Origin of the sequence: uncultured Ruegeria sp. (genome assembly GCF_947500045.1) — a bacterium.
In the GTDB taxonomy this organism is placed as follows: domain Bacteria; phylum Pseudomonadota; class Alphaproteobacteria; order Rhodobacterales; family Rhodobacteraceae; genus Ruegeria.
Window position 1 is genome coordinate 164,873 of record NZ_CANMQQ010000001.1, and the last position, 24,301, is coordinate 189,173.

23 protein-coding genes are annotated in these 24,301 nt (G+C 58.3%); 17 read left to right on the forward strand and 6 right to left on the reverse strand.

Annotated elements, in window-relative coordinates; all coding sequences use genetic code 11:
* The first annotated feature begins 56 nt into the window (after nucleotides 1-56).
* Genes Q1B46_RS00865 through Q1B46_RS00880 form a run of 4 tightly spaced genes read left to right on the forward strand, consistent with a single transcriptional unit; the run spans nucleotide 57 to nucleotide 3,743 of the window.
* On the forward strand, nucleotides 57-1,292 hold the full coding sequence (locus Q1B46_RS00865; protein ID WP_299943603.1) for an acyl-CoA dehydrogenase family protein: 1,236 nt from the start codon (nucleotides 57-59) through the stop codon (nucleotides 1,290-1,292).
* Between the two features lie 15 nt (nucleotides 1,293-1,307).
* Nucleotides 1,308-2,108: a thioesterase family protein gene (locus tag Q1B46_RS00870; protein WP_299943606.1), complete on the forward strand. Its 801-nt coding sequence runs from the start codon at nucleotides 1,308-1,310 to the stop codon at nucleotides 2,106-2,108.
* 22 nt (nucleotides 2,109-2,130) lie between these two features.
* Nucleotides 2,131-2,826, forward strand: a complete 696-nt coding sequence (locus Q1B46_RS00875; protein WP_299943609.1) for a DUF1007 family protein — start codon at nucleotides 2,131-2,133, stop codon at nucleotides 2,824-2,826.
* Nucleotides 2,811-3,743, forward strand: a complete 933-nt coding sequence (locus Q1B46_RS00880) for a hypothetical protein (protein WP_299943612.1) — start codon at nucleotides 2,811-2,813, stop codon at nucleotides 3,741-3,743. The genes Q1B46_RS00875 and Q1B46_RS00880 overlap by 16 nt, the downstream gene beginning before the upstream one ends.
* Nucleotides 3,744-3,745: 2 nt before the next feature.
* Here Q1B46_RS00880 and truA read toward each other — a convergent pair whose 3' ends face one another.
* Nucleotides 3,746-4,513 (reverse strand): tRNA pseudouridine(38-40) synthase TruA, encoded by a 768-nt coding sequence (truA, locus tag Q1B46_RS00885; RefSeq protein ID WP_299943615.1) that lies wholly within the window; start codon nucleotides 4,511-4,513, stop codon nucleotides 3,746-3,748.
* A 108-nt stretch (nucleotides 4,514-4,621) separates the two neighbouring features.
* On the opposite strand from truA, the gene Q1B46_RS00890 reads away from it, so the two are divergent.
* From Q1B46_RS00890 to Q1B46_RS00930, 9 genes are all read left to right on the forward strand, one after another.
* Nucleotides 4,622-6,037, forward strand: a complete 1,416-nt coding sequence (locus Q1B46_RS00890) for a YcjX family protein (RefSeq protein ID WP_299943618.1) — start codon at nucleotides 4,622-4,624, stop codon at nucleotides 6,035-6,037.
* Nucleotides 6,034-6,489 carry a GNAT family N-acetyltransferase gene (locus Q1B46_RS00895; RefSeq protein ID WP_299943621.1) on the forward strand — a complete coding sequence of 152 codons (456 nt, stop codon included), beginning with the start codon at nucleotides 6,034-6,036 and terminating at the stop codon, nucleotides 6,487-6,489. Before Q1B46_RS00890 ends, Q1B46_RS00895 begins: the two co-directional genes overlap by 4 nt.
* On the forward strand, nucleotides 6,482-7,471 hold the full coding sequence (locus Q1B46_RS00900; RefSeq protein WP_299943624.1) for a YcjF family protein: 990 nt from the start codon (nucleotides 6,482-6,484) through the stop codon (nucleotides 7,469-7,471). Before Q1B46_RS00895 ends, Q1B46_RS00900 begins: the two co-directional genes overlap by 8 nt.
* 54 nt (nucleotides 7,472-7,525) lie before the next feature.
* The gene (locus Q1B46_RS00905; protein WP_299943627.1) at nucleotides 7,526-8,236 is read left to right on the forward strand and encodes a VIT1/CCC1 transporter family protein; all 711 of its coding nucleotides are present in this window, start codon (nucleotides 7,526-7,528) and stop codon (nucleotides 8,234-8,236) included.
* Entirely contained in the window at nucleotides 8,233-8,394 is a 162-nt protein-coding gene (locus Q1B46_RS00910) for a DoxX-like family protein (protein WP_299943631.1), read from the forward strand. The genes Q1B46_RS00905 and Q1B46_RS00910 overlap by 4 nt, the downstream gene beginning before the upstream one ends.
* A gap of 132 nt (nucleotides 8,395-8,526) precedes the next feature.
* Nucleotides 8,527-11,235, forward strand: a complete 2,709-nt coding sequence (locus Q1B46_RS00915; RefSeq protein WP_299943634.1) for a DUF2339 domain-containing protein — start codon at nucleotides 8,527-8,529, stop codon at nucleotides 11,233-11,235.
* 164 nt (nucleotides 11,236-11,399) lie between these two features.
* Nucleotides 11,400-14,318, forward strand: a complete 2,919-nt coding sequence (ileS, locus tag Q1B46_RS00920; RefSeq protein ID WP_299943638.1) for an isoleucine--tRNA ligase — start codon at nucleotides 11,400-11,402, stop codon at nucleotides 14,316-14,318.
* A 138-nt stretch (nucleotides 14,319-14,456) separates the two neighbouring features.
* Nucleotides 14,457-14,915 (forward strand): methylated-DNA--[protein]-cysteine S-methyltransferase, encoded by a 459-nt coding sequence (locus Q1B46_RS00925; protein ID WP_299943641.1) that lies wholly within the window; start codon nucleotides 14,457-14,459, stop codon nucleotides 14,913-14,915.
* Nucleotides 14,916-14,991: 76 nt separating this feature from the next.
* Nucleotides 14,992-15,459: a hypothetical protein gene (locus Q1B46_RS00930; RefSeq protein WP_299667389.1), complete on the forward strand. Its 468-nt coding sequence runs from the start codon at nucleotides 14,992-14,994 to the stop codon at nucleotides 15,457-15,459.
* Here Q1B46_RS00930 and Q1B46_RS00935 read toward each other — a convergent pair.
* The 4 genes from Q1B46_RS00935 to fsa form a co-directional block, all read right to left on the reverse strand.
* Nucleotides 15,444-16,157 carry a CDP-alcohol phosphatidyltransferase family protein gene (locus Q1B46_RS00935; protein WP_299667392.1) on the reverse strand — a complete coding sequence of 238 codons (714 nt, stop codon included), beginning with the start codon at nucleotides 16,155-16,157 and terminating at the stop codon, nucleotides 15,444-15,446. The two genes, Q1B46_RS00930 and Q1B46_RS00935, sit on opposite strands and share 16 nt — an antisense overlap.
* Before the next feature lie 64 nt (nucleotides 16,158-16,221).
* Complete coding sequence (locus Q1B46_RS00940) at nucleotides 16,222-17,142, reverse strand: tyrosine recombinase XerC (RefSeq protein ID WP_299943645.1); 921 nt, start codon at nucleotides 17,140-17,142, stop codon at nucleotides 16,222-16,224.
* Nucleotides 17,139-17,846 (reverse strand): DUF484 family protein, encoded by a 708-nt coding sequence (locus Q1B46_RS00945; protein ID WP_299943648.1) that lies wholly within the window; start codon nucleotides 17,844-17,846, stop codon nucleotides 17,139-17,141. The genes Q1B46_RS00940 and Q1B46_RS00945 overlap by 4 nt, the downstream gene beginning before the upstream one ends.
* 196 nt (nucleotides 17,847-18,042) lie before the next feature.
* A complete protein-coding gene (gene fsa / locus Q1B46_RS00950) occupies nucleotides 18,043-18,696 on the reverse strand; it encodes a fructose-6-phosphate aldolase (RefSeq protein ID WP_299943651.1) in 654 nt (217 codons plus the stop codon).
* A 90-nt stretch (nucleotides 18,697-18,786) separates the two neighbouring features.
* Here fsa and Q1B46_RS00955 point away from each other — a divergent pair, with 90 nt between their 5' ends.
* The 4 genes from Q1B46_RS00955 to Q1B46_RS00970 all read left to right on the forward strand — a co-directional run bounded on the left by Q1B46_RS00955 (nucleotide 18,787) and on the right by Q1B46_RS00970 (nucleotide 23,681).
* Nucleotides 18,787-20,982, forward strand: coding sequence for a primosomal protein N' (locus Q1B46_RS00955; RefSeq protein WP_299943654.1), 2,196 nt, complete (start codon nucleotides 18,787-18,789; stop codon nucleotides 20,980-20,982).
* A gap of 79 nt (nucleotides 20,983-21,061) precedes the next feature.
* Nucleotides 21,062-22,294, forward strand: coding sequence for an MFS transporter (locus Q1B46_RS00960; protein WP_299667406.1), 1,233 nt, complete (start codon nucleotides 21,062-21,064; stop codon nucleotides 22,292-22,294).
* 65 nt (nucleotides 22,295-22,359) lie between these two features.
* Nucleotides 22,360-23,238, forward strand: coding sequence for a 50S ribosomal protein L11 methyltransferase (locus tag Q1B46_RS00965; RefSeq protein ID WP_299943658.1), 879 nt, complete (start codon nucleotides 22,360-22,362; stop codon nucleotides 23,236-23,238).
* Nucleotides 23,239-23,336: 98 nt separating this feature from the next.
* On the forward strand, nucleotides 23,337-23,681 hold the full coding sequence (locus tag Q1B46_RS00970) for a hypothetical protein (protein WP_299667412.1): 345 nt from the start codon (nucleotides 23,337-23,339) through the stop codon (nucleotides 23,679-23,681).
* Between the two features lie 121 nt (nucleotides 23,682-23,802).
* Here the strand turns inward: Q1B46_RS00970 and Q1B46_RS00975 are convergent, their stop codons facing one another.
* Entirely contained in the window at nucleotides 23,803-24,015 is a 213-nt protein-coding gene (locus tag Q1B46_RS00975; protein ID WP_299943662.1) for a DUF1127 domain-containing protein, read from the reverse strand.
* Nucleotides 24,016-24,301: the final 286 nt, after the last annotated feature.

The window sequence follows — 24,301 nt, forward strand, 5'->3', positions numbered from 1 at the left end:
AAGCCATCCTTGGACGCAAGCAAAGGGTGCGCGCGAGGACGCAGAGAGGGATCAACATGACCATGACATTCGGATTACGCGAGGAGAACCGCGCCCTGTTGCGACGAGTTGTCGACATGATCCGGGACGAAGTTGTTCCGCTTGAACAAGCGTATCACGCCGAGATCAACACAGGCGATCGCTGGCAATACACCGAGCGTCAGGTCGATATTCTCGAAGGCCTCAAGGCCAAGGCCAAGGCCGCGGGTTTGTGGAACTTCTGGCTGACCGACAGCGACAAGGGCTTTGGTCTCAGCACTGTTGAATACGCATATTTCGCTGAAGAGATGGGCAAAACCCCCTTGGGGGCCGAGGTGTTCAATTGTTCCGCCCCCGATACCGGGAACATGGAAGTATTTGAACGCTACGGGTCTGATGCGATGAAAGAGCAATGGCTGAAACCGTTGCTTGAGGGAAAAATACGGTCAGCCTATCTGATGACTGAACCCGATGTTGCCTCATCCGATGCCACCAATATCTCGATGTCTTGTGTGCGGGACGGCGACGACTACGTTCTCAACGGCGAGAAATGGTGGGCTTCGGGGGCAGGCGATCCACGCTGCAAGGTTTATATCGTGATGGTCAAAACCGGTGGTGAGGATCTGCCCAAACACCAGCGTCAGTCGATGATCGTGGTGCCAGCGGACACGAATGGTATTGAAGTGCTGCGCCCGATGGAGGTCTATGGCCACGACGATGCGCCCCATGGGCATATGCACATCCGCTTCACGAATGTCCGGGTTCCAGCCGAGAACATTCTGCTGGGCGAGGGGCGTGGATTCGAGATCGCGCAGGGCCGGTTGGGGCCAGGGCGGATTCACCATTGCATGCGCGCCATTGGTCAGGCCGAGGCCGCGCTTGAGCAGATGTGCAAGCGATCGCTGCAGCGCCAGGCGTTCGGCAAGAAACTAGCTCAGTTAGGTGCAAACTACGACATCATCGCCGAATGCCGGATGGAAATCGAAATGGCTCGCCTGCTGTGTCTTAAGGCGGCGTGGTTCATGGATCAGGGTGATGCGCGGGCAGCGGCGCCGTGGATCAGCCAGATCAAGGTCGTGGCGCCCAAGGTCGCGCTGAAGGTGATTGATCAGGCTGTTCAGATGTTTGGTGCGCAGGGCATTAGTCAGGATACTCCGCTGGCCAATGCCTGGACCCATGTACGTACTCTGCGTTTGGCGGATGGGCCGGATGCGGTGCACCGCCGACAGGTCGCGCGGGCCGAATTGAAGAAATACACGCAGGAAAAAGTCTGAGGCGACCGGAATAAGATGACAGTGGATAGGCCGGGGCAGGCGTATTTTCACCAAAATGCGCAGGGTGTGTTTGTGGGCAATGATCCGGCGCGCGGGCCGTGGTCTGCGGATCACTGCCATGCCGGGCCGGTCAGTGGCCTGATCGTGCGCGCGGCAGAGACCGAGGTTGGCCCCGAGAAGATGCTGACCCGGCTGACGGTCGATCTGTTGCGCCCGCTGCCTTTGGCTGGACTGCGGGTCGCAGCCGAGACCACGCGCCATACCAGAACGCTGGCGACCACGCGGGTCACGGTGCATGATCTGGACGATACACTCTGCGCCACGGCCACCACGATGCATTTGGTGCGCAGACATCTCGGGGATGTGCCTAATGTCGATCTGCCCACACCTCGTGTCGATGATATGGTCGATGGTCCCTTTCCAATCGGTGAGATGCGGCATGATCTGCCTGGCTTCGCCCATCATTCTCAGATCGGCTATCCCGAAGGCGGCAATCAAGGGGCAGGTCCCAAAACAGTGTGGATGCGCACGCCGCCGTTGCTGGAAGGCGAAGACCCGTCGCCCATTCAGGCTTTGTGCCCTCTCGCCGATTGCGGCAACGGCATATCGTGGAATGCGCCTACAACCGAGATGGGCTTCATGAACACTGACCTGACGGTTCAGATCCACCGAGAACCTGTTTCGGACTGGCTGGCCTCGGATTCGATTTCGCATTGGCAGCCTTCGGGGGTCGGAATGTCGCAGTCGGTGTTGTTTGACACGCAAGGTCCTGTCGGAACGGCACTGCAAACGCTGGTCCTGTTTCCGCCTGAATAAGGCGGCAGGTTTCTGCACGATCATGTGTATTCGGATTGCCGACACCTGCCGCGCGTCCTATCTTCGACCCATGCGTTGGCTTGTCTTCTCACTTTCCTGCTTGCTGCCGGTATCGGCTCAGTCTCACCCGCATGTCTTCATAGACACCGGGCTGGAATTCATCGTCGACGATGTAGGCAATCTGACCCATGTGCGGGTGACCTGGGCCTATGATGAATTCTACTCATTACTGGTTCTGGAAGACATGCGACTGGATCAGGACGGCGATGGCGTGCTTGCAGAGTCGGAAGAGCAATTCCTGAGCGGCTTCGATGCACAATGGGTTGAGGGCTATAACGGCGATCTAGTCATTCGCATGGGTGATACAGTGATCCCGTTATCCGGCCCTTTAGAGCCGCATGCCACGACAGAGGATGCGCGCATTGTCACCACTCATCTACGCGCTGTTGAAGGCGGGCCTGTTACGGCCAACGCCTTGTCGATCAAGGCCTTCGACGAAAGCTTTTATACGGCCTACGAAGTGACCCGACCCGTGACCGTCTCGGGGTCTGTTGATTGCCAGATAGAACGCAGCGATCCCGATATCGACGCAGAGCTGGCCCAGATGCAGGCATTCTTGCGGACGCTGGACGCCGATTATGACCTTGAGGAAAACGATATCCCGATGGTCGGAGAGAAATTCGCAACCGAGATCAGGCTTTCATGTCCCGCTACCTGATTGTTCCCGTCGCCATCGCTTGCGGGTTGCTCCTGTGGTTCTGGGGCAGCGGTGGCTTTGACCATCTAGCTGCCTGGGCCGCCGGAGAGCAGCGGGATTTCCAGAACCAGATTGCCCGCGCTTTGCGCGCTGCACGCGCCGAACAGCCTGAAGCCATCGCTACGCTACTGACCGTCTGTTTTGCCTATGGGTTTTTTCATGCCATCGGACCGGGCCATGGCAAGGTTCTGATCGGAGGTTATGGGCTGGGCCGTCAGGTCGCGTTCTGGCGCCTGTCCGCTATCAGCGTCCTGTCGAGCCTAGGTCAAGCCGTCACAGCTGTTGTGCTGGTTTATGCGGGCGTGTTGGTGTTCCAAATGTCGCGCGAGTCGTTGGTGGGTACCACCGAACAGGTCATGGCACCGATCAGCTATGGCGCGATTGCTGCGATTGGCTTGTGGCTGATTTTTCGTGCGCTCCGTAGCTTTGTTCGACGCCACAAAGGACAGCCTGCGCACAGCCACGACCACCATCACCAAGCGCATCATGACCATGATCACGAACATGGGGTCTGCTCGGATTGCGGCCACCGCCATGGCCCAACTGCTGAAGAGGTCGCGCAGGTTGGTAACCTGCGCGAGGCATTGGTTTTGATAGCAGGCATCGCTGCACGCCCCTGTACCGGGGCGTTATTTGTGCTGATCCTAACTTGGCAGATGGGTATCGCGATGGTTGGTATCGCCGGAGCGTTCGCCATGGCGCTGGGCACCGCAATGGTCACCACGCTGGTCGGTTGGACGTCGTTCGGATTGCGCGGTGGGTTGCTGGCCTCGGCCTCGGCCACACGATTTGCGTCGGTCCTGGCCCCGACCATCGAACTGGTGGCAGGCCTCATCATTGCTGTGATTGCAAGCGGGTTGCTGCTGCGCGCTCTGTAACTTTAGTCGAATACCGGGTCAGGATACCCGACCCGCGCCAGATAGAGCCCCTGTGGCGGACAAACTGGCCCGCAGGCGGCGCGGTCAACTGCCTCAAGCGCTGTGCGTACGTCGTCGGGTAACCAAGACCCGGCTCCAACACGTTCCAACGTGCCAACGAAGCTGCGCACCTGATTGTGCAGGAACGATCGGGCGCGAACGTGGAAATGGATTTCGGGACCCGAGAAACCTTGCACCTGCTCGACACGCAACTCATCCAGCGTTTTGACCGGACTGGCCGCCTGACAGATGGTGGATCGGAAGGTGGTGAAATCATGCCGCCCAATCAGCATATCGGCACCGGCCTGCATCGCCGCGACATCCAGCTGATGACCAATCTGCCAGACCTGCCCCCGCTCATGCGTTGCAGGCGCTCGGCGCATCAAGATGCGGAACAGATACTGCCGTTCCAGCGCTGAAAAGCGCGCGTGCCAGTCGTCATCAACCCGCGCGGCTCTGACGATGGCGACCGGCTGCGGTTTGAGGTGATAGTTTAACGCCTCGGACAGGCGGAACGGATCCCACTCCTTGACCAGATCGCAATGCGCCACTTGCCCCAACGCGTGAACCCCCGCATCCGTACGCCCAGCGGCAGCGATGGAATGTTCACCGGGTTCGATCCGCGACAGAGCCTGCTCAATCGCGCCCTGAACCGAGGGCAACTCTTTCTGCCGCTGCCATCCGGCGAACGGTTCCCCTTGGTATTCGACTTTCAGCGCGTATCTGGGCATAGGGCGCTGGTAGCGCGCCGCGCGCGAACGAGCAAGAGGGGCAATACCTCTGGCATGTGCTGCGACCGCTACCTATCTTGGGACAAACGATAATTGCGGGGCGACAGTTTGGTCATCTCATCATTGGCAGACAGTCTGGTGCGCGGAGTCGAATCTGTGGGCGATCGCGTGTCCGAGGCATTTTTTGAACCGGTCATCCGGATTGGCGTCACCGGATTGGCGCGGTCTGGCAAGACCGTGTTCATCACGTCGCTGGTGGCCAACCTACTGGACCGGGGTCGTATGACAGGCCTTGTGGCGCAGCAAGAAGGACGGATCACCGCCAGCTACCTGCAGCCGCAGCCCGACGACACCGTGCCCCGATTCGATTTCGAATCCCACCTGTCAGCGCTGACCGGCACCTCGCCGCACTGGCCCGATAGTACACGCGCCGTGTCAGAGCTGCGCCTGTCGTTCAAGGTACAGCCTGCCGGTTTGCTATCGGGGCTGCAGGGGCCACGCACGTTGCACCTGGACATCGTGGATTATCCCGGTGAGTGGCTGCTGGATCTGGCCTTGCTGGATAAATCCTACGAGGCATGGTCGCGGGATACACTGGAACATATCGCAAACCGCCCGCAAGCCGAGGCATTTCTGGCAACCGCTCAGGCGGTCGATCCAACCGCCCCACATGATGAGCCACAGGCCCAGGACCTCGCCCGCAGGTTCACCGACTACCTGAACGCCGCACGAGAGGCCGGGTTCTATGACTGCACTCCCGGTCGGTTCCTTCTGCCGGGGGATCTCGCCGGTTCCCCTGTGCTGACCTTCGCGCCCTTGCCGGTGTTCGAGGCGTCCCGCCGCCGCTCGCTTCACCGCGAGATGGAGCGGCGGTATGAAGCCTATAAGGCACGTGTGGTCAAACCGTTCTTTCGCGATCACTTTGCACGGATCGACCGCCAGATCGTTCTGGTTGATGCACTTGGTGCAATTCACAAGGGGCCGCAAGCGGTTGAGGATATGCGCCGTGCGATGGCTGATATCCTGTCGGCCTTTCGCCCCGGTCGAAATGCATGGTTGAACAAGCTGCTGCTGGGCAAACGGGTCGAGCGTATCCTGTTCGCCGCCACAAAGGCCGATCACCTGCATCACCTGCAGCATCCACGTCTGACCGCGATTATCGAGGCCTTGACCCGTGAGGCGCGCGACCGCGCCAGCTTTGCCGGGGCCGAGACAGCGGCCCTGTCGCTGGCCTCACTCCGTGCCACAACCGAAGAGACGCGCAGCCACAACGGTGACGCGTTGCCTTGTGTGCGCGGCACCCTGTTGGATAGTGGTAAGCAGGCGGCCTTTTACCCCGGCGATCTGCCAGAAGACCCGGCCCATTTGTTGGGCCCTGCACGGAGTGGGGCCGAGGGTTGGTTGGGCGAGGATTACGGTTATATGGCCTTCGCGCCCGCACATCTGACCCTGAACCCCGGCGATGGCCCTCCGCATATTCGGCTGGACCGGGCCGCACAGTTCCTGATCGGAGACCGGCTGTGACCGTCGCTCTTCGCCCCGCGCGCAGTACCGATGCCGGTACAATGGGTGCTATTCTTCACAGGTTCGCGCGCGAAAACGAGTGGATGCCGGAACTGCACAGCCAGGCCGAGACTATCGCGTTTTGTGGCCGGATGATTGATCTGGGATGGGTCACAGTGGCTGAGATGCAAGGGCAGGTGGCCGGATTTCTGGCGCTGAACCGGGATGAGGTGCACTCGCTCTATCTGGTGGATCATGCGCGCGGGCAGGGGATCGGGCAGCAATTGCTGGATCACACGAAGGCTCAGCGACCCGAACTTAGTCTGTTTGCGTTCGAAGCAAATCACCGGGCTTGCCGGTTCTATGAACGCAACGGGTTTGTCGAGGTTGCGCGCAGCGACGGCTCGGAAAATGACGAAAATCTGCCGGACATCAAATATGTCTGGACACGCAAGGAGGCGGTCGATGGCTAAAGGCCCGGTTCTGATTGATCTGGAAGATGACACGCCAGCAACTGATGTCTCAACCGCGCCGCCGGTGCCTGATATTGCGCCGCGGCAAGGGCAGGCGATGCAGACAGCAGTTCAGTTCGCGGCCCGGAAACCTTCGGTTTTGGCGCGATGGTTCTGGGGGCTGGCCCTTGCCGTCGTGGGCGCGGTTGTCTCGGTTGCCGCGTGGGATTTTGCCGTCTCGTTGCTGGAACGCGCACCAGTTCTGGGATCGATTGTTACCGGTCTGATCGGGGCGTTGCTGCTGGTTGTGCTGTTCATCGCGCTGCGCGAATTGGCGGCGATCAGTCGCCTGTCTCGCGTGGACGGGTTGCGACGTGCCGCCGACACTGCGCTGGTAGATGAGGACCTTTCACAAGCGCGTGCCGTCACCAATCGCCTGATCACGTTCTACAAAGGACGCGAAGAAACCCGCTGGGGCCGCGACCGTTTGAACGAGCGGATGAGCGAACAATTCGATGCCGCAACCCTTTTGACATTGGCCGAAGATGAACTTCTGGCCCCGCTGGACGCAGCCGCCAGCCGCGAGGTCGAGGCCGCAGCCCGGCAGGTCGCGACCGTGACCGCTCTGGTCCCGCTGGCGCTGGCTGATGTTGCGACCGCGCTGGCAAGCTCTCTGCGCATGATACGACGCATTGCCGAGATTTATGGCGGGCGGGCGGGCTTTTTGGGCAGTTGGCGCCTGACCCGTGCTGTGTTTGTACATCTGGTCGCAACCGGCGCTGTGGCAGTCGGGGATGATTTGCTGGAGCCGATTCTTGGCGGATCAGTCCTTAGCAAACTATCGCGCCGGTTCGGCGAGGGTCTGGTCAATGGTGCGTTGACTGCCCGCGTGGGTGTGGCCGCAATGGAGGTCTGCCGGCCTCTGCCATTCTCAAAACGCCACAAACCCTCGACACGGGGCATGATCAAACGCGCACTCAGCGGGTTGTTTTCCAAGACTTGATCTGACGCAAGGCCGTGGCTGGTGCGATCCTGCATAAACAGGGGGGAGCCAGCCATGACCGAACACGGCCACAGCCAGCAAGAGATTTCCGACCGGATTAACACCCCTCCGGGTCGTGGGGTGCTACGCGATGTGGTCTATGGCGGTATTGACGGCTCGGTCACGACCTTTGCCATTGTTGCAGGGGTGGCCGGAGCGGGCCTGTCGCCGTTTGTTATCGTGGCACTTGGGCTGGCCAATGTGCTGGCGGATGGGTTCTCTATGGCTGCGGGGAATTACTCGGGGACCAAGGCCGAGCTGGATAACATCCATCGCATCCGAGACATCGAAGAACGGCATATCCGGCTTTATCCGGACGGAGAGCGCAAGGAGGTGCGCGAAATTCTTGCGCAAAAGGGCCTGTCGGGCGGTGTGCTGGATGAGGCGACCGGCGAGATTACATCCAACCACGACAACTGGATCAACCTGATGATCGAGGGCGAATATGGACTAGGCAGCGTCGAGCCGCACCCGATCAAGGCTGCGATAGCGACATTCTTTGCCTTTTTGGTCGCGGGGATGATCCCGTTGCTGCCATTCCTTTTTTCGATCGAGGGCGCGTTCACCGTTTCAGCCTGGATGACGGCGGGTGTGTTCTTTGCGATCGGCGCAATGAAAAGCCGTTGGTCTCTTGCACCTTGGTGGCGATCAGGGGGCGAAACACTCCTGATCGGTGGTTTGGCCGCTGGGATCGCCTTCTGGGTCGGCTCTTGGTTCCATCCGTGAAAGGTGCAGTTGTCGCAGGCTGCAGTTGCTGTTTTTACCTGGTTGCGGCTACATTGACGATGCCAGAGCTTTGGCAAGACCCGCTGGGGCCGCTGGTCAAGATTTTGCCAGCTTTGATGCTGTCACTGATCGCTCAACCCATGTTGCGGAGCAGTTAGTGGGCCCAGACCCCTTCCTGCGCTGGTTTAAGCAAACCTTCAGGGCAACATACGGTAATCATGTGGGATTCCGGACTATTCACCCACTGGCCACCACGATAGGTTTGATGCATCACACCCCGGAGGTTTCAGTTGGAATCCTTGCTTGTCCTCATTGGTCTGGTCGTTCTGGCCATTCCTGTATCGATCGTCGCGTTGCTGATTGGACAATCGCGGCTGCGCAAACGCGTGGAACAGCTTGAGCGTCAACTTGCCGGGGAATTGCCGGAGAGTGATCTGGAAACACCCGGCCCGTCAAAGCCAGAGCTGCCGGTATCCAAACCCAAACCCGCGCCGTGGGCCGCCGCAAAAACCTTACCTGCTGCGGATGAGGGCCAACCAGAAGAGCAAGAAAAATCGGAACCCGACGAGCCCCCGGCCACCATCGTGTTTCGCGAGGAAAGACTTGCTGCGCTGGGGGCATGGCTGCGCGAGAATTGGTTTTACGCAGTGTCTGCATTGTCATTGGCGCTGGCGGGGATTTTTCTGGTTCAATACGGTGCCGAGAACGGGTTGCTGCCACCCACTGCACGGGTCATCGCAGCACTGGTTTTCGGTGCGCTGCTGATTGGGGCAGGCGAAGTGATCCGCCGCCGGTTCGGCGATGATGAGGGATCCACTACTGCTTATCTTCCATCGGTCTTCTCGGGAGCGGGTCTTGTCACCCTGTTCGGAGGAGTTCTAGCCGCGCGCCAGCTTTATGATCTGATCGGCCCCGAGGCTGGGCTAGCCGGTCTGGTTGTCATTGCGCTGTTTGGACTCGTGCTGGGGTGGTTCCATGGGCCGCTTCTGGCAGCTGTCGGTTTGGTCGGCGCTTTTGCTGCACCCTTCGTTGTGGGTGGATCGTCGGACGATCCCAGCTGGCTTTATGGGTATTTCTTCATCATTGCCGTGGTTGGCCTGGGTATTGATACGGTCAGGCGTTGGGCGTGGATTTCAGTTTTGACGCTTGTGGGCGTATACGGGGCGGCCTTTTTGTTGGTGTTGTCTTCACCTTCGACCGAGGCCGGATATTTGATCTGTGTCACCGCACTGGCGTTTATTGCAACGGCTATCCCCGTGCGGCGTATCTGGCCAAATCATTCCGGTCCGATGATCGCCGAGATGATCCGGCGGCGAAAAGGGGATACATGGCCAGAATTTCCGACCCGACTGGCCTTTGGCGCGGTTCTCGTCTCTTCGGTGATTTTGACGCTGCACTGGCCGGATTCGAGTGGCGAGTTCTGGCTGGGCATAACGTTGTTCACCGGTTTGATATTGGCGCTGATCTTTTGGTCCAGAGACGCGCGCGCCCTGCAGGATGCGACGGCGCTGCCTGCCCTGGGCCTGATCTGGTTTGTTCTGGTACATGGGTTGGACAGCGGTGCAGTGTGGCACCGATTTGCCGAAACATACACGGAAACGGCCGAGGCTGATTATCCGTGGAGCGTCACCCTTCTGGCTGCTCTGGGGGCTTTGATCACATTGCTTGCCGCTTGGCGATCCTTTCAGGGCGGGCGCTACGCTGTGGTCTGGGCCGCCGCCGCCGCCATGTTCGCCCCGGTCCTGGCGATTGCGCTTGAGGTCGGATGGCAGCCAGCAGAAGTGATCGGGGCCTATGCGTGGGCACTACACGCCGTCGCGTTGGGCGCGATGATGGTTGTTCTGGCCGAACGGTTCGCCCGGGTTGACGGTGACGACCGAATGCGCCCCGCCTTGGCAACTTTGTCTGCGCTGTCCTGTCTCAGCTTCGCTTGTATCATCGTGCTCAGCTCGGCGGCTCTGACCATCGCACTCGTCGCCATGATTGTCGTGGCTACGGCACTGGACCGTCGGTTTGAGTTACCCCCGATGAGCTGGTTCATCTGGGCGGGTGTGTTTACCGTGACCGTAAGGCTGGTGCTGGACCCGGGGCTCAACTGGGCCGAAAATGCGCCGCTGATTGACATGACGCTGGTCTATGCAGCGTCGGTTGTTGGATTCGTCATAGGGTGGGCGTTGTTAAAACCCTTGGACCGCCCGATGGCCTCACTCCTGCTGGAAAGCGCAGCCTGGGCAACGGCGGGGATACTGCTTTCCCTCTTGTTGCTGCGCTGGCTTGAAAGCTTCGGAGAAGGTGGTGCAACGGACAGCCACTGGGGGCTGGGACTGCTTGCGGTGATCTGGCTACTGCTGGCTTTTGCTCAGGTGCAACGATTCAAGCTTGGTGGCAAGCTGAACTACGTACGCTATGTGTTGGCTGCATTCTTTGCAGCGCATGGTGTGGTTCGTTTGGCACAGGCGTTGTCAGATGCCAATCCGCTGCTCAACCCGTTTGCTGATCCCGTATTGGGCCCGCAGGTCCTGAACACGCTGGCGGTGGCTTATCTGTTGCCCGCAGTTGCGATTGGTTTTTCAACCTGGCGCATCGTTTCGTCGCCCGTTCTGCTGAAGCAAATCAGCTATGGGGTGGCCACAATTCTGGCGGCTGTCTGGTTGGGATTGGTGATCCGTCATGTCTGGCAGGGCGCTGGTGGAATGTACGAGGGCAACGGCGTCACGCAGCCCGAGCTTTATACCTATACCATCACCTTGCTGGTGGTCGGAGCAGCACTGTTCTATCAGTCGCTCGCCCGTCGATCGGATCTGATGCGCAAGGCAGGGCTTGCCGTCATCGGGTTGGCGGTGGCCAAGGTGTTTCTGATCGATATAGCCGGTCTGGGTGGGCTGATCCGGGTCTTTTCGCTGCTGGCGCTGGGCCTCGCTCTGGCAGGTCTTGCGTGGCTCAATCGCTGGGCCCAGCTGCGCCACGCGCCGCAAGGCTCGGAACCTCTGGACCATTAGGCGTGGGCGTCCTATAAGCGCGGCCATGTTTGACCGTTTGGCCATCATTATTCGAATTATATCCCCGGCGCTCTGATATCGCGAGACGCCGGGCAAAGGTGCTTGAGATATCGCACTGACCGCTTCGATCCATACAAGACCAGAACATCCTGAGGACGCCCCAAATGTGCGCCGACACGACCCAAACACCTGACTACAAAGACACGCTGAACCTGCCCAAAACCGAATTTCCCATGCGCGCAGGCCTGCCCAAGCGCGAACCCGCATGGCTGGAGCGCTGGGAGAAGATCGGTGTCTATGATCGCCTGCGGGAAAAAGAAGGCCGCACGCCCTTTACCCTGCATGATGGACCGCCTTACGCCAACGGTCACCTGCATATCGGCCACGCGCTGAACAAGACCATCAAGGACATGATCGTGCGCAGTCATCAGATGATGGGCCATGACGCGCGCTATGTGCCGGGCTGGGACTGCCATGGTCTGCCGATCGAATGGAAGATCGAGGAACAATACCGCAAGAAGGGCAAGAACAAAGACGAGGTCAACATCGTCGACTTTCGTCAGGAATGCCGCAAGTTCGCCGAAGGCTGGATCGACATCCAGCGCGACGAGTTCAAGCGTCTGGGGATCACCGGTAACTGGCCCGATCCATACATCACTATGGATTATCACGCCGAGGCTGTAATTGCCGATGAGTTCATGAAGTTCCTCATGAACGGCACGCTGTATCAGGGATCAAAGCCTGTAATGTGGTCGCCGGTTGAAAAAACCGCACTGGCCGAGGCCGAAGTTGAGTATCACGACAAGGAAAGCTTCACCATCTGGGTGAAGTTCAAAGTCGTGAACACGGGCGACGTGACGTTGGACAACGCCAATGTAGTGATCTGGACGACAACTCCGTGGACCATGCCATCGAACAAGGCGGTGGTGTATGGCGAGGATATTTCCTATGGCCTCTACGAAGTCACCGGACGCCCCGAGGAATGCTGGGCGCGGATTGGTGAACGCTATCTGCTGGCTGATGATCGTGCAGCAGATGTGTTTGCACGGGCGCGTCTGGACGATTCAATGTATCGCCGTCTTTGTGATGTCACGCAACAGGATCTGGCCAAGATCCAACTGACCCACCCGCTCGCCGGGGCTGAGGGTGGAAATGGCGAATGGGACGACATCCGCGACTTCCGCGCGGCTGACTTTGTGACCGATACTGAAGGTACAGGGTTCGTTCATTGTGCGCCGTCGCACGGGATGGAGGAATTCGAGCTGTATCGCGATCTAGGGATGCTCGAGCAAGTCATCACCTACAACGTAATGGACGATGGCTCATTCCGCACCGATCTGCCGTTTTTTGGCGGCAAGTACATCCTGTCGCGCAAGGGCGGTGAAGGTGACGCCAATAAAGCCGTCATCGACAAGCTGGCCGAGGTTGGCGGACTGCTGGCGCGTGGCAAGATCAAGCACAGCTATCCACATTCGTGGCGCTCGAAAGCACCGATCATCTACCGCAACACGCCGCAGTGGTTTGCATCCGTCGACCGCAAGCTGGACGATGGTATGGGCGAGATGGGTGACAGCATCCGCGAACGTGCCCTGCGGTCCATTGACGAACTGGTGAAATGGACGCCGCAGACCGGCCGCAACCGTCTGTATTCGATGATCGAAACGCGTCCGGATTGGGTTCTATCACGCCAGCGCGCCTGGGGCGTGCCGCTGACCTGTTTCACCAAAAAGGGCGCTCTGCCCACCGATGCGGACTACCTGCTGCGCAACGCAGAGCTGAATGCCCGCATCAAAGCTGCGTTCGAGAAGGACGGCGCGGATATCTGGTACACTGACGGCTTCAAAGAGACCATCCTCGATGGCATCGCGAACCCTGAAGATTATGATCAGGTGTTCGACGTTCTGGACGTCTGGTTCGACTCAGGCTCGACCCACGCTTTTGTCCTGCGCGACCGCGAGGACGGGACCGAGGACGGTATCGCCGATGTTTACATGGAAGGCACCGACCAGCACCGCGGTTGGTTTCATTCCTCAATGCTGCAGGCCTGCGGCACCAAGGGGCGTGCGCCGTATCGCAACGTGGTGACTCACGGCTTCACGTTGGATGCCAAGGGCAACAAAATGTCCAAATCGTTGGGCAATACCATCGTGCCAGAAGAGGTCATCAAGCAGTACGGCGCGGATATTCTGCGTCTGTGGGTGGCCCAGACCGATTACACTGCAGACCAGCGGATCGGGCCTGAAATCCTGAAAGGCACCGCCGACAGCTATCGCCGCCTACGTAACACCATGCGGTTCATGCTGGGCTCGCTGGCGGATTTCACGGAAGCCGACCGCGTGGACCCTGCGGATATGCCGCGTCTGGAACGCTGGGTGCTCAGCCGTTTGGCTGAGTTGGATAGCCAAGTGCGCCAGGGCTATGCCGCATTTGATTTCCAGGGTGTGTTCAGCGCTGTGTTTAATTTTGCCACGGTCGATCTGTCCTCATTCTACTTCGACGTCCGCAAGGACGCGCTGTACTGTGACGGAGATAGCCTGCGCCGCCGTGCCGCGCGGACTGTGCTGGATATGCTGTTCCATCGCCTGACCACGTGGTTGGCCCCGGTTCTGGTGTTCACCATGGAAGAGGTCTGGCTGGAACGGTTCCCGAGCGAGGACAGCTCGGTCCATTTGATGGACTTTCCCGAGACACCTGCGGATTGGCGTCATGAAGAGCTGGAAGCAAGCATGGCTAAAGTCCGCCGCGTTCGCCGTGCCGTGACTGCCGCGCTGGAAATTCAGCGACAGGACAAAGTGATCGGGTCCAGCCTGGAAGCGGCACCGATCGTCCATGTCGAGGATGTAGAAACCCGCGATCTGCTGGCAACCTTCGACGTTGATGACATGTGCATCACGTCGGGCCTGACCGTTTCGGGCGATCCGTCCCCGGCCGAGGCCTTTCGCGTGCCCGAGATTGAGGGCGTTGGTGTTGTCTTTGAAAAGGCCGAGGGCGAAAAATGTCAGCGCTGCTGGAAAATTCTGCCTGATGTGGGTCGTCACACCCACGCGGGTGTTTGCGGACGCTGTGATGAAGCGTTGAGCTGATATTCTGGCCTTGGACTGAGTGGCAGAGCCTTTTTGCGAGGTTCCGCCGCGCGCCTTAAGGTATTTGTGAACAGAAGAAGTGGTGGATCGTCAAGAAACGGGTTGCCGGATTGCCCAATCCTCTGCCAGCATCACTTTATGGAACAGATTGCGATAGAAACCCGTTTTGGACGCTTGGGTGTTGTTGAAGAAGACGAAGCCATCATCCGCCTGACCTGGGATGGCGCTGAGGGAGACCCGGATTCGCCCTTGCAGCGCGAGGCGGCGGCGCAGTTGCGTGCCTACGACCAGGGGCGTTTGCAGCGGTTTGATCTACCCTACCGGATCAAGGGATCGGAGTTTCAGCGAAGGGTTTGCGATGCCATGTTTGCAATCCCTTTTGGCGATACACGGACCTATGGCGAATTGGCAAAAGAGCTTGGGTATTCGGCGCAGGCGGTTGGCAAAGGATGTGGGGGCAACCCCATACCGATCATCATCCCGTGTCACCGGGTTTTGGGTTCAGGTGGCAAGATGGTTGGGTTCTCAGGCCATGGTGGTGTTGAGACCAAGGTTTCATTGCTTCGGCACGAAGGGGCGGCGGGGCTATTGATCTGAGCGCAGGATTTGTGTTGCATTCCGCCTTTGGGGGCTACAACCTATATCAGATGCTGAATTTGAAGGACCGTATTTGATGACCGGCTCAACCGATGCTGCTGCGCGTAAGAATTCCATAGTCGAGCGCCTGATGTCGCTGGAGGCGCAAGAATTGGCGACCGCGCAGGCGCATTACGATGCCTTTTTGAAAGATTCTCAGTTGGATGACCGGGAAGGGCATGACAAGGACGATATCGCGACCTCGCGCGAGAATGCAGATTTGGCGGCGGCCTTCGACGCGCCCGTTCACGCCCATCACGCAAAGATTGACGTCATCGAAAACACCGATTTCGGCGTCACTGATACGGTTCAGCCGGGGGCGGTGATCAAGTTTAACAACCGCCGCTTTGTCGTATGCGTTTCAACAACGCGTTTTGAGGTGGACGGTAAGACCTATATGGGTATTTCAACCCAAAGCCCGATCTATCTGGCTATGGTCGGCCTGCGCGAAGGCGATGTGTTCACCCACAACGGGACTGAATTTGAGGTTCAGGAAGTCTTGTAATCCGGTGCCTTGCGCGCCGGAACGATCTGCTGTGCGATCCCGGCCGAGACCAGATACAGGCTGGTGATCACCAAACCCCAATGGGCCCAGCTTTCGGGATGAAAGTCGACCCACGCGGCCCAACCGGCAAAGAATGTCCATGCGAAAGCTATCGGCAATGACAGGCTGCGCCAGCGCTCGGTTCTGACCGGGTGGATGAACTTCAGCGGCAGGAACATCGCCACAGAAAGCAACGTGACCAGCAGCAAGATCACCCAGAAATTGGGCTCTAGCGCGAAGATCACGATGACGAACATGTTCCAGCAGCCCGGAAAGCCCGAGAATGAGTTGTCCTTTGTTTTCATGCGTGTATCAGCGAAATACATCGCACTGGCAAAGGTGATGACGATAATTGCAAACCAACCTGTCCAGCCGTCCATCAGCCCTGATTTGAACAGGGCGTAGGCGGGTATGAACACATAAGTCAGGTAGTCGATGATCAGATCCAGTAACACTCCGTCAAATTCTGGCGCGTTCTTTTTGACGTGATAGTGCCGCGCCAGCGGGCCATCGATGCCGTCCACAATGAACGATACGACAAGCCAGAGATACATCAGGCTCCATTTCTCTTCGACGGCGGCCAACATGGCCAGCATCGCAAAAACAGCACCTGTGGCGGTAAACAGATGAACGGCAAGAGCTTTGTATCTAAGTGTCATGGTGGTGTCATGTACGATGCTTGGCGCAGATGCAAAGCAAAAAGCCCGTTGACAGGGGTTTGGCTTAGGCTTTCGGGTGCGTCCGGTTGTAGACTTCCATCAACCGGGCCGTATCCACAGCAGTATAGGTCTGAGTGGTCGAAAGCGACGCGTGGCCCAAAAGTTCTTGAATGGCGCGCAAGTCACCGCCAGCAGACAGCAAATGGGTGGCAAAGCTGTGACGCATCGCGTGCGGGGTGGCTGTGGCAGGCAAGCCAAGCTGCATCCGCGCCTTGGCAACAACGGCCTGAATGATCCCCGGGTTGAGCGGCCCGCCACGAACGCCCCGGAACAGTGCGGTTTCGGAGGTTTGCGGATGCGGGCACAGCCTTAGATAGCGGTCAACCGCGGCCCGGGCGGCGGGCAGGACAGGCACGATTCGTTCTTTGTCGCCCTTTCCCAATATGCGCAGTGTATCCGGTAGTGGGGCATCAGCTCCAGTCAAAGACAGCGCCTCAGATATCCGCAGCCCACAACCATAGAGGAGTGTCACAACCGCAACATCCCGTGCGGCAACCCAGTCCGATGACGATTGCAGCTCGACCGTGTCGATCATCGCGCGGGCGGCGTCTTCGGCCAGCGGGCGGGGGAGCTTCTTGGTGAATTTGGGCGCGCGGGTGGACAGGACTGCCGTAGGTTCGAACCCCTCACGCTCGGCCAGCCAGCGATAGAAGGTTTTGACTGCCGAAAGTTTACGCGCCAGCGACCGCGCGCCGACATCCGCGTTGCGTTGATCCGCCATCCAGGCCCGCATGTCCGAGACGGTGATGCGTTCCAATGCTGCCAGTCCCTGACGCTCGCTATGATGCAAAGTCATGAAGGACAGGAACTCTGTTAGATCCCCGCGATATGCGTTGAGTGTATTTTCAGACCGCCCCGCCAATGCCCCTAGACTTTCCAGCCAATGCTGCAACGCGTCGCGGCAGGCCGGAGAAATCAGGCTCACGACAGCCAGTGGCGCATCGAGCGTTCGAACACGCCTGCAAAGAAGGCAAGAAGATCTGTGCCGAGTTGGGGAGAGAAATGTCTTGGGTCGTGTGCGCCCATGACAATCATACCGGGCAACCGGCCGATGCCGAGATCCAGTTTCAGGCAAGCTTCGGATCGCAGCTGGTTGGCTTGTTCGCCATAGACCTGCGGGTTGGGGTGATGAATCTCGCGTAGAGTAACCTCGCGCGGCTGGCCATTGCGGTCTGAGGTCAGGTATTTATCGATAAATCCGGGTTCGGTCACGGTCAGAACGCCGCCGAGTTGGTTCACCACCGGGTCGTCCCGCACGACTGTGGTTTCGAGAACCAGAGTGATATGATCGACGCGCAGGATTTCAGCCACGTCATTGCCCAGCGCGCGCAGAAAATCTTCGAACACGGTTGGTTCCAGCAGGCGAAGAATGGCGCGATGGACTTGATTGGTGCCTGCCAGATTCTCATAGGCTGCTGCGATGACCGAGCGATGCGTGTCTTCCAGGCGATCGAGACGCGCCTCAAGCCGCTGCATGGCGATACCGCGCAGATCAACAACATTGTCGCCCCGTGCTTGTTCATTTGCCGCCACCAGGGCCTGCATCAGATCTTTGTCATCCAGCACTGCGTCGGGCTCAGCCAGAATCGCGGCGCGGAGGTTGTCCTTGAGTTTAGGATCGCTGCTCATGTCCCGTCCGGTCGTTTTTTATTTTGGCGGGCTTATAACACGGGTTGCCGGAATTGCCTTAGGAAAAATGCACGCAAGAGGCGAATTTCCTTGGCGATGTGGCGGGGGCTCCCGCCTGCAATGTGCTGATCTAAGATCAGCTTTGGCCGTTGGGCCGGGCGCGGTGCCAAACGGCACCGCGCGGCAGCGCATAGGATCAGAGGATTTTCTGACCGGTTTTGGCCCAGTCAGCCAAGAAGGTTTCAAGACCTTTGTCGGTCAGCGGGTGATCGGCCAGTTTTTTGATCACGCCCGGGGGTGCTGTAATCACGTCGGCGCCAATGCGTGCGCTGTCGGTCACGTGGTTCACGGTACGGATCGAGGCCGCCAGGATTTCGGTTTCATACCCGTAATTGTCATAGACCTGGCGGATGTCTGCGATCAGATCCATGCCGTCGAGGTTGATGTCGTCAAGGCGACCGATGAAGGGAGAGATAAAGGTCGCGCCTGCTTTGGCTGCGAGAATCGCCTGATTGGTTGAGAAGCACAGGGTCACGTTGACCATCTGACCTTCGTCGCTGAGTGTCTTGCAGGTTTTCAGACCAGCCCAGGTCAGCGGCACCTTGACCGCGATGTTCGGTGCGATCTTGGCCAGCTTGCGACCCTCGGCGATCATGTCGTCAGCTTCGGTGGCGACAACTTCGGCGGACACTGGGCCGTCGACCAGATCGCAGATCTCTTTGGTGACTTCTAGAATGTCGCGGCCCGATTTCAGGATCAGCGAGGGGTTGGTGGTCACGCCGTCCACCATGCCCAGATCGTTCAGTTCTGCGATGGCGGCGATCTCGGCTGTGTCTACGAAGAATTTCATGAGGGCAGTCCTTTGATGGGTTGGCCTTGGTCGCGGATGGCTTTACCTCAAAGAGAGACATGCTGAAACCCCCCGGCCCAAGGATATGCGGTGAGCACTCAGGAGTATTTCGATCAGGGTGAGTTGGTGGCGGTGTTGACCACACAGCCGCTGGACCGGACGCTGGATTACAAGGCGCCCGAAGGCGGGTGTTTTCTGGGTGCGTATGTCGAGGTGCCGTTGGGGCCGCGCAAGGTTCTGGGCGTGGTTTGGGGGCCGGGACAGGGTGGCTTTGATCTGGCCAAGGCGCGATCGGTGATCCGCGTGCTAGAGGTCGCGCCGATGCGCGAAGAGATGCGCGTGTTTCTGGGAAAAGTGGCTGATTACACGCTTACGCCGATGCCCGCGATGCTGCGACTGGCGACCCGCGCGCCGGGGTTGGGCGATCCACCATCGATGCGCAAAATTTACCGGATGGGCGGCGCGGAGCCAGATCGGATGACCGATGCCCGGACCCGCGTGTTGGAGGTGTTGCGCGACTATGGTGGTTTGGCTTTTACACTGAAAGAACTGGCTGAGCAGGCTGGTGTGACGCCTTCTGTTGTCAAAGGGCTGGTAAAGCAGAACGCAGTGCGGGAAGAGGACAGCCCGCGCGATTTGCCCTATCCTCATCTGAATCCCGATTTGCCGGGCAAAGCTCTGACCGAAGATCAGGCGTTGGCGGTCGCTCGGTTGCAGGACGGGCAGCGAACGGGTGACTATGGCACGACACTGCTGAAGGGAGTGACTGGTTCGGGCAAGACAGAAGTGTATCTGGAGGCAGTGGCTGAGGCCCTACGCAATGGGCGGCAGGCGCTGGTACTTCTGCCCGAAATCGCGCTGACCGCTGAGTTCCTGACCCGGGTTGAAGCGCGGTTCGGCGCGCGCCCAGCCGAATGGCACTCGGGTGCGACCATGACCGAACGCCGTCGGGTTTGGCGCATGGTTGGGCAAGGGGATGCGCACCTGATTGTGGGCGCGCGATCTGCGCTGTTCCTGCCATTCCGTAATCTTGGGCTTGTCGTGGTCGATGAAGAACACGACACCTCGTACAAACAAGAAGATGGTGTTCACTACAGCGCGCGCGATATGGCGGTTCTGCGGGCGTCGATCTGTGGCGCGCGGGTGATTCTGGCCAGTGCGACACCCTCGCTAGAAAGCTGGGCCAATGCCGAAGCCGGCAAGTATGAACGGCTTGACCTGACCTCGCGCTTTGGTGATGCGGTATTGCCCGAAATGAAACCGATCGACATGCGGGCCGAACAGATGCAGCCGGGGACGTGGATCTCTCCGTCTTTGCGGCAAGCCGTGCAGCAACGGATCGAGAAGAAAGAACAGTCGCTGCTGTTTATCAATCGCCGCGGCTATGCGCCAGTGACGCTGTGCCGGGCCTGTGGTGAACAGATTGCGTGTGATCACTGCGACGCGCGGATGGTTGAGCACCGGTTCCTGAAACGTCTGATGTGCCACCAATGCGGTGAGACCAAACCGATGCCCGAGGTCTGCCCATCCTGTCAGGTCGAGGGCAAGCTGGCCCCAGTTGGGCCGGGGATCGAACGTTTGGCGGAAGAGGCCGAGGCGACCTTTCCCGAAGCGAAAATCGCGATGCTGAGTTCTGACCTGTTCGGTTCGGCGCGGGCATTGAAGGCGAAGATCGAAGAGATTGCCCAAGGCGATGCGGATATCATCATAGGTACGCAACTGGTGGCCAAGGGACATAACTTTCCCAAGCTGACGCTGGTGGGTGTGATTGACGCAGACCTCAGTTTGCATGGCGCTGATTTGCGAGCGGCAGAGCGTACATTCCAACTGATGCGTCAGGTCGCCGGACGCGCGGGGCGTGCGGACAAGCCGGGGCAAGCGCTGTTGCAGACCTTCCAGCCCGAACATCCTGTGATCCGAGCCATTCTGTCCGGCGATGAAGAAGGATTCTGGAAGGCCGAGGCGGCCGGCCGCCAAGCTGCCGCAGTCCCGCCTTACGGGCGTATGGCCGGGATCGTTTTGTCAGGACCAGAGGTGGGCCCTGTATTTGACATTGGAAATACCATGGCGCGTAACGATGCGCCGTTGCGCGACGTGGGGGCACAGGTCTTTGGTCCGGCCCCGGCCCCGATTGCGCGTATTCGCGGACGGCACCGGGTGCGGCTGCTTGTCAAAGCCCCAAAAGGCGCGCCCATTCAGGACGCAATAGCGCGCTGGATAGCACCGCTGTGCCTAAAGGGCGACATCCGCCTGACCGTCGATATCGACCCGCAAAGCTTTTATTGAACCCTGCATCTGTGCATAGTCAGTGTGCGTTAGCTGCTTTCTACTCGCCAATTGGCTCAAATAGGCGTAGAGCAATCTCATGCTGAAACCAATGCCCCTGTCTGAGGCGCAGAGCCTTCCGCTCTGGCGCCGTCCTATGACGCTCTTGTTCGTGATGGCGCTGACCATGCCGATCGCGTTCAACGCGTGGAGCGCGTTGTTGAACAACTTCGTGATCGAGGCCGCGAATTTCGATGGGGCGGATATCGGGTTGCTGCATACGGTGCGTGAGATACCGGGGTTTCTGGCCGTCGGCGTGATTGCGGTGATTATCTTCATCCGCGAGCAGGTTCTGGCCATGATCTCGCTGGTGATGCTTGGCGCCGCGACTGCGGTGACGGCATGGTTTCCAAGCCTTGGTGGTTTGCTGTTTGTCACTTTGATCAGTTCAATCGGGTTCCACTACTACGAAACAGTAAACCAGTCTTTGCAGTTGCAATGGCTACCCAAGGACCGCGCGCCTCAAATTCTGGGCTGGTTGGTGGCGATGGGCTCTGCCGCTACGGCTGTGGTCTATGGGCTGATTGTGCTGACTTGGGATCGGTTCGATCTGTCTTATAACTTCGTGTTTATGGCTGCGGGTGGCGTAACTGTGCTGCTTGCGTTGTTTAGTCTAATCGCCTTTCCGCAGTTTGACTCACCAACACCGCAGACCAAGAAGATCGTACTGCGCAAACGCTATTGGTTATACTACGCCCTGCAATTCATGGCGGGCGCACGGCGACAGATATTCATTGTGTTCGCCGGTTTCATGATGGTCGAGAAATTCGGGTTCGAAGTACATGAACTCACCAGCCTCTATCTGATCAATCTAATGATCAACATGGCTGCCGCCCCGATGCTGGGCAAAGCAGTGGCCGTCTTCGGGGAACGCCGAACTCTGATCTTTGAATATACGGGCCTTGCTATCGTTTTTGCGGCTTATGGCGGCATCTATTGGTTTAGTTGGGGTGTATTGCTGGCAGCAATTCTCTATGTGATTGATCATGTTTTGTTTGCGCTGGCTTTGGCCTTAAAGACCTACTTCCAGAAGATCGCGGATCCGGCGGATATCGCGCCAACGGCGGCAGTGGCCTTTACCATCAATCATATTGCTGCTGTGTTTCTGCCCGCGCTACTGGGGCTGCTTTGGGTGGTTTCACCGGGCGCCGTGTTTGGCCTAGCCACTTTGATGGCGATGGTGTCTTTGGGATTGTCTCTGTTAATCCCAAGGCATCCTGAACCGGGGAACGAAACGATCTTGTCCAAATACACCCCTGCACCTGCCGAGTAATTGCCAGCGCTTGACCTTGTCGTCGCGCGCGCCTACGCGCATGGGCAACAGAGACAGGAGTCCCCATGCCCACATTCACCGCGTTGACGACATTGACCGGCAAATCCGCAGCCGAAGGATTGGGCGAGGCCATGGAGCGTTTGAACCCGGAACCCACGGGCGTCGGTGTGTTCGAGGTCGAAGACGGCTCGGGTCTTTGGGAGGTTGGGGGCTATTTCACCGAAGCCCCGGATGAAACAGCTTTGGCTGTGTTGGCGGCGGCGTTTGAAGCCAAGCCATTCGTGGTTTCGGAACTGCCCGAAACCGACTGGGTCGCACATGTACGACGCGAACTGGCCCCGGTCGAGGCAGGCCGGTTCTTTGTTCATGGCAGTCATGATGCGGATAAGGTGCCCGAAGGGCACATTCCGTTATTGATCGAGGCCGCGATGGCGTTTGGAACAGGTCATCACGGTACGACTTTGGGCTGCATTAAGGCATTGGACTATCTCCTTGACCAAGATTTTGCGGCTACAAAGGTCGCCGATATCGGCTGTGGTACCGCTGTGCTGGCGATGGCTGCAGCGCGGGTCTGGGATGGTGACATCATTGCCAGCGATATCGATGAAGTTGCCGTTGACGTGGCCGAGGCTAACCTGAAGGCCAATGGCATGGCTGGCGCGGTTACCTGCGTTGAAGCTGCTGGTTTCGATCACCCGAAGCTGAAAGAACATGCGCCTTATGATCTGATATTTGCCAATATCCTCAAAGGACCACTTGTGGCTCTTTCACCAGAAATATCAGCGAATCTGCGTGCAGGTGGACAGGCAATCCTGTCCGGAATCCTCAATGAGCAGGCCGATGATGTGCTATCCATTTATCTCCAAAATGGCTTCAATCAGGTGCGCAGAGATGAGATTGGTGAGTGGACGACGCTAATCTTAAGCAAAGAGGGCGAAAGTTAGGCTATTTACAGGAGTATTGTGGATTCCTGCCACGTTTTTGTCGCATTCTACTCTTACCGTCATTGGATGCAATCGGGGGCGGTTTGTTGGAGGCTGCCATGACAGGAAAACAACTCGAATTTGATCAACGCGTCACGCGTTTGAGCAAAAAACACCAGAAACTCAGCCGTGGTTATCGGGCGACGATGCGATCGGATGGTCTGGTGGTGATGAAGCCACAGCGTATGCGTTCGGCTATTCCAGCCAAGGTATTGTTGTTGTGTCTCGTAGGATTCTTTGGATTCAAAGCGTTCTTGCTGTCCCATCTGGGACCGTCTGCATATGATACGCGCGTGGAAAGTCTGAACCAAGGTACAGCGGTTGAACAAGCTGGTGCCTGGATCATGCAGTCTGATCCTGTGACTTCTTTCCTGTCGACCCAGTTGAACAAAGTCATGTTCTAGGCTTGGCCTGAACGTCCTCCTGACTCAAAAACACCGCGTCCCTAGAGGCACGCGGTGTTTTTGTGTTTTTGTTCGTCCCGTGAAGGGAATGACGGGGCGTATTTGGCGTTGCGCCAAATTCTTATCGGTGAGCGTGGACGATTTGGTGGATGTCGCCACGGCACAAGCCGATATCAGCCAGTTCGCGATCGGTCAGATCGTTCAGCACGTTGCGGGTTACGCGGGCGTCATTCCACTCGGCAACGGTGCTCACGACCGATGCGAAAGTCGCGCCGATACGGCCGACGAGGCCGAATGAGCCAGTGGTGGTGCGGGTGGTATCTAGTGCAGCCATATCCTGTTTCCTTCTGGTTTGTGTTAAACTTTGATCTTGCGATCTGAGCGGCATTTAGTGATGTGTTTTGCTGCGTACAAGCGTAGAAATTGCATGTGTCCTATGCAATTTTTGCAAGCCTCGAAATCGCTAAAACCCCCTTAAATCATTGATTAAATTCTCTTCAGAAAGGCGTCGAAAATAGACCAGATGTTGTCGCATTTAGATCGCGATGGGACAGGTGCGACATGATTGTCGGTTTTGATGTTTGCGCTGATTTCCTTGGTAAATGTTCACGCTTCGTGCT

Bases quoted from the DNA above. Each gene is read 5' to 3' on its own strand.
- Q1B46_RS00970 (WP_299667412.1), top strand. From the start codon at position 23,337: ATGACAGGAAAACAACTCGAATTTGATCAACGCGTCACGCGTTTGAGC.
- Q1B46_RS00975 (WP_299943662.1), bottom strand. From the start codon at position 24,015: ATGGCTGCACTAGATACCACCCGCACCACCACTGGCTCATTCGGCCTC.
- truA (WP_299943615.1), bottom strand. From the start codon at position 4,513: ATGCCCAGATACGCGCTGAAAGTCGAATACCAAGGGGAACCGTTCGCC.
- Q1B46_RS00930 (WP_299667389.1), top strand. From the start codon at position 14,992: ATGACCGGCTCAACCGATGCTGCTGCGCGTAAGAATTCCATAGTCGAG.
- fsa (WP_299943651.1), bottom strand. From the start codon at position 18,696: ATGAAATTCTTCGTAGACACAGCCGAGATCGCCGCCATCGCAGAACTG.
- Q1B46_RS00870 (WP_299943606.1), top strand. From the start codon at position 1,308: ATGACAGTGGATAGGCCGGGGCAGGCGTATTTTCACCAAAATGCGCAG.
- Q1B46_RS00960 (WP_299667406.1), top strand. From the start codon at position 21,062: ATGCTGAAACCAATGCCCCTGTCTGAGGCGCAGAGCCTTCCGCTCTGG.
- Q1B46_RS00905 (WP_299943627.1), top strand. From the start codon at position 7,526: ATGACCGAACACGGCCACAGCCAGCAAGAGATTTCCGACCGGATTAAC.
- Q1B46_RS00965 (WP_299943658.1), top strand. From the start codon at position 22,360: ATGCCCACATTCACCGCGTTGACGACATTGACCGGCAAATCCGCAGCC.
- Q1B46_RS00935 (WP_299667392.1), bottom strand. From the start codon at position 16,157: ATGACACTTAGATACAAAGCTCTTGCCGTTCATCTGTTTACCGCCACA.
- Q1B46_RS00925 (WP_299943641.1), top strand. From the start codon at position 14,457: ATGGAACAGATTGCGATAGAAACCCGTTTTGGACGCTTGGGTGTTGTT.
- Q1B46_RS00900 (WP_299943624.1), top strand. From the start codon at position 6,482: ATGGCTAAAGGCCCGGTTCTGATTGATCTGGAAGATGACACGCCAGCA.
- Q1B46_RS00865 (WP_299943603.1), top strand. From the start codon at position 57: ATGACCATGACATTCGGATTACGCGAGGAGAACCGCGCCCTGTTGCGA.
- Q1B46_RS00880 (WP_299943612.1), top strand. From the start codon at position 2,811: ATGTCCCGCTACCTGATTGTTCCCGTCGCCATCGCTTGCGGGTTGCTC.
- ileS (WP_299943638.1), top strand. From the start codon at position 11,400: ATGTGCGCCGACACGACCCAAACACCTGACTACAAAGACACGCTGAAC.
- Q1B46_RS00875 (WP_299943609.1), top strand. From the start codon at position 2,131: ATGTGTATTCGGATTGCCGACACCTGCCGCGCGTCCTATCTTCGACCC.
- Q1B46_RS00945 (WP_299943648.1), bottom strand. From the start codon at position 17,846: ATGAGCAGCGATCCTAAACTCAAGGACAACCTCCGCGCCGCGATTCTG.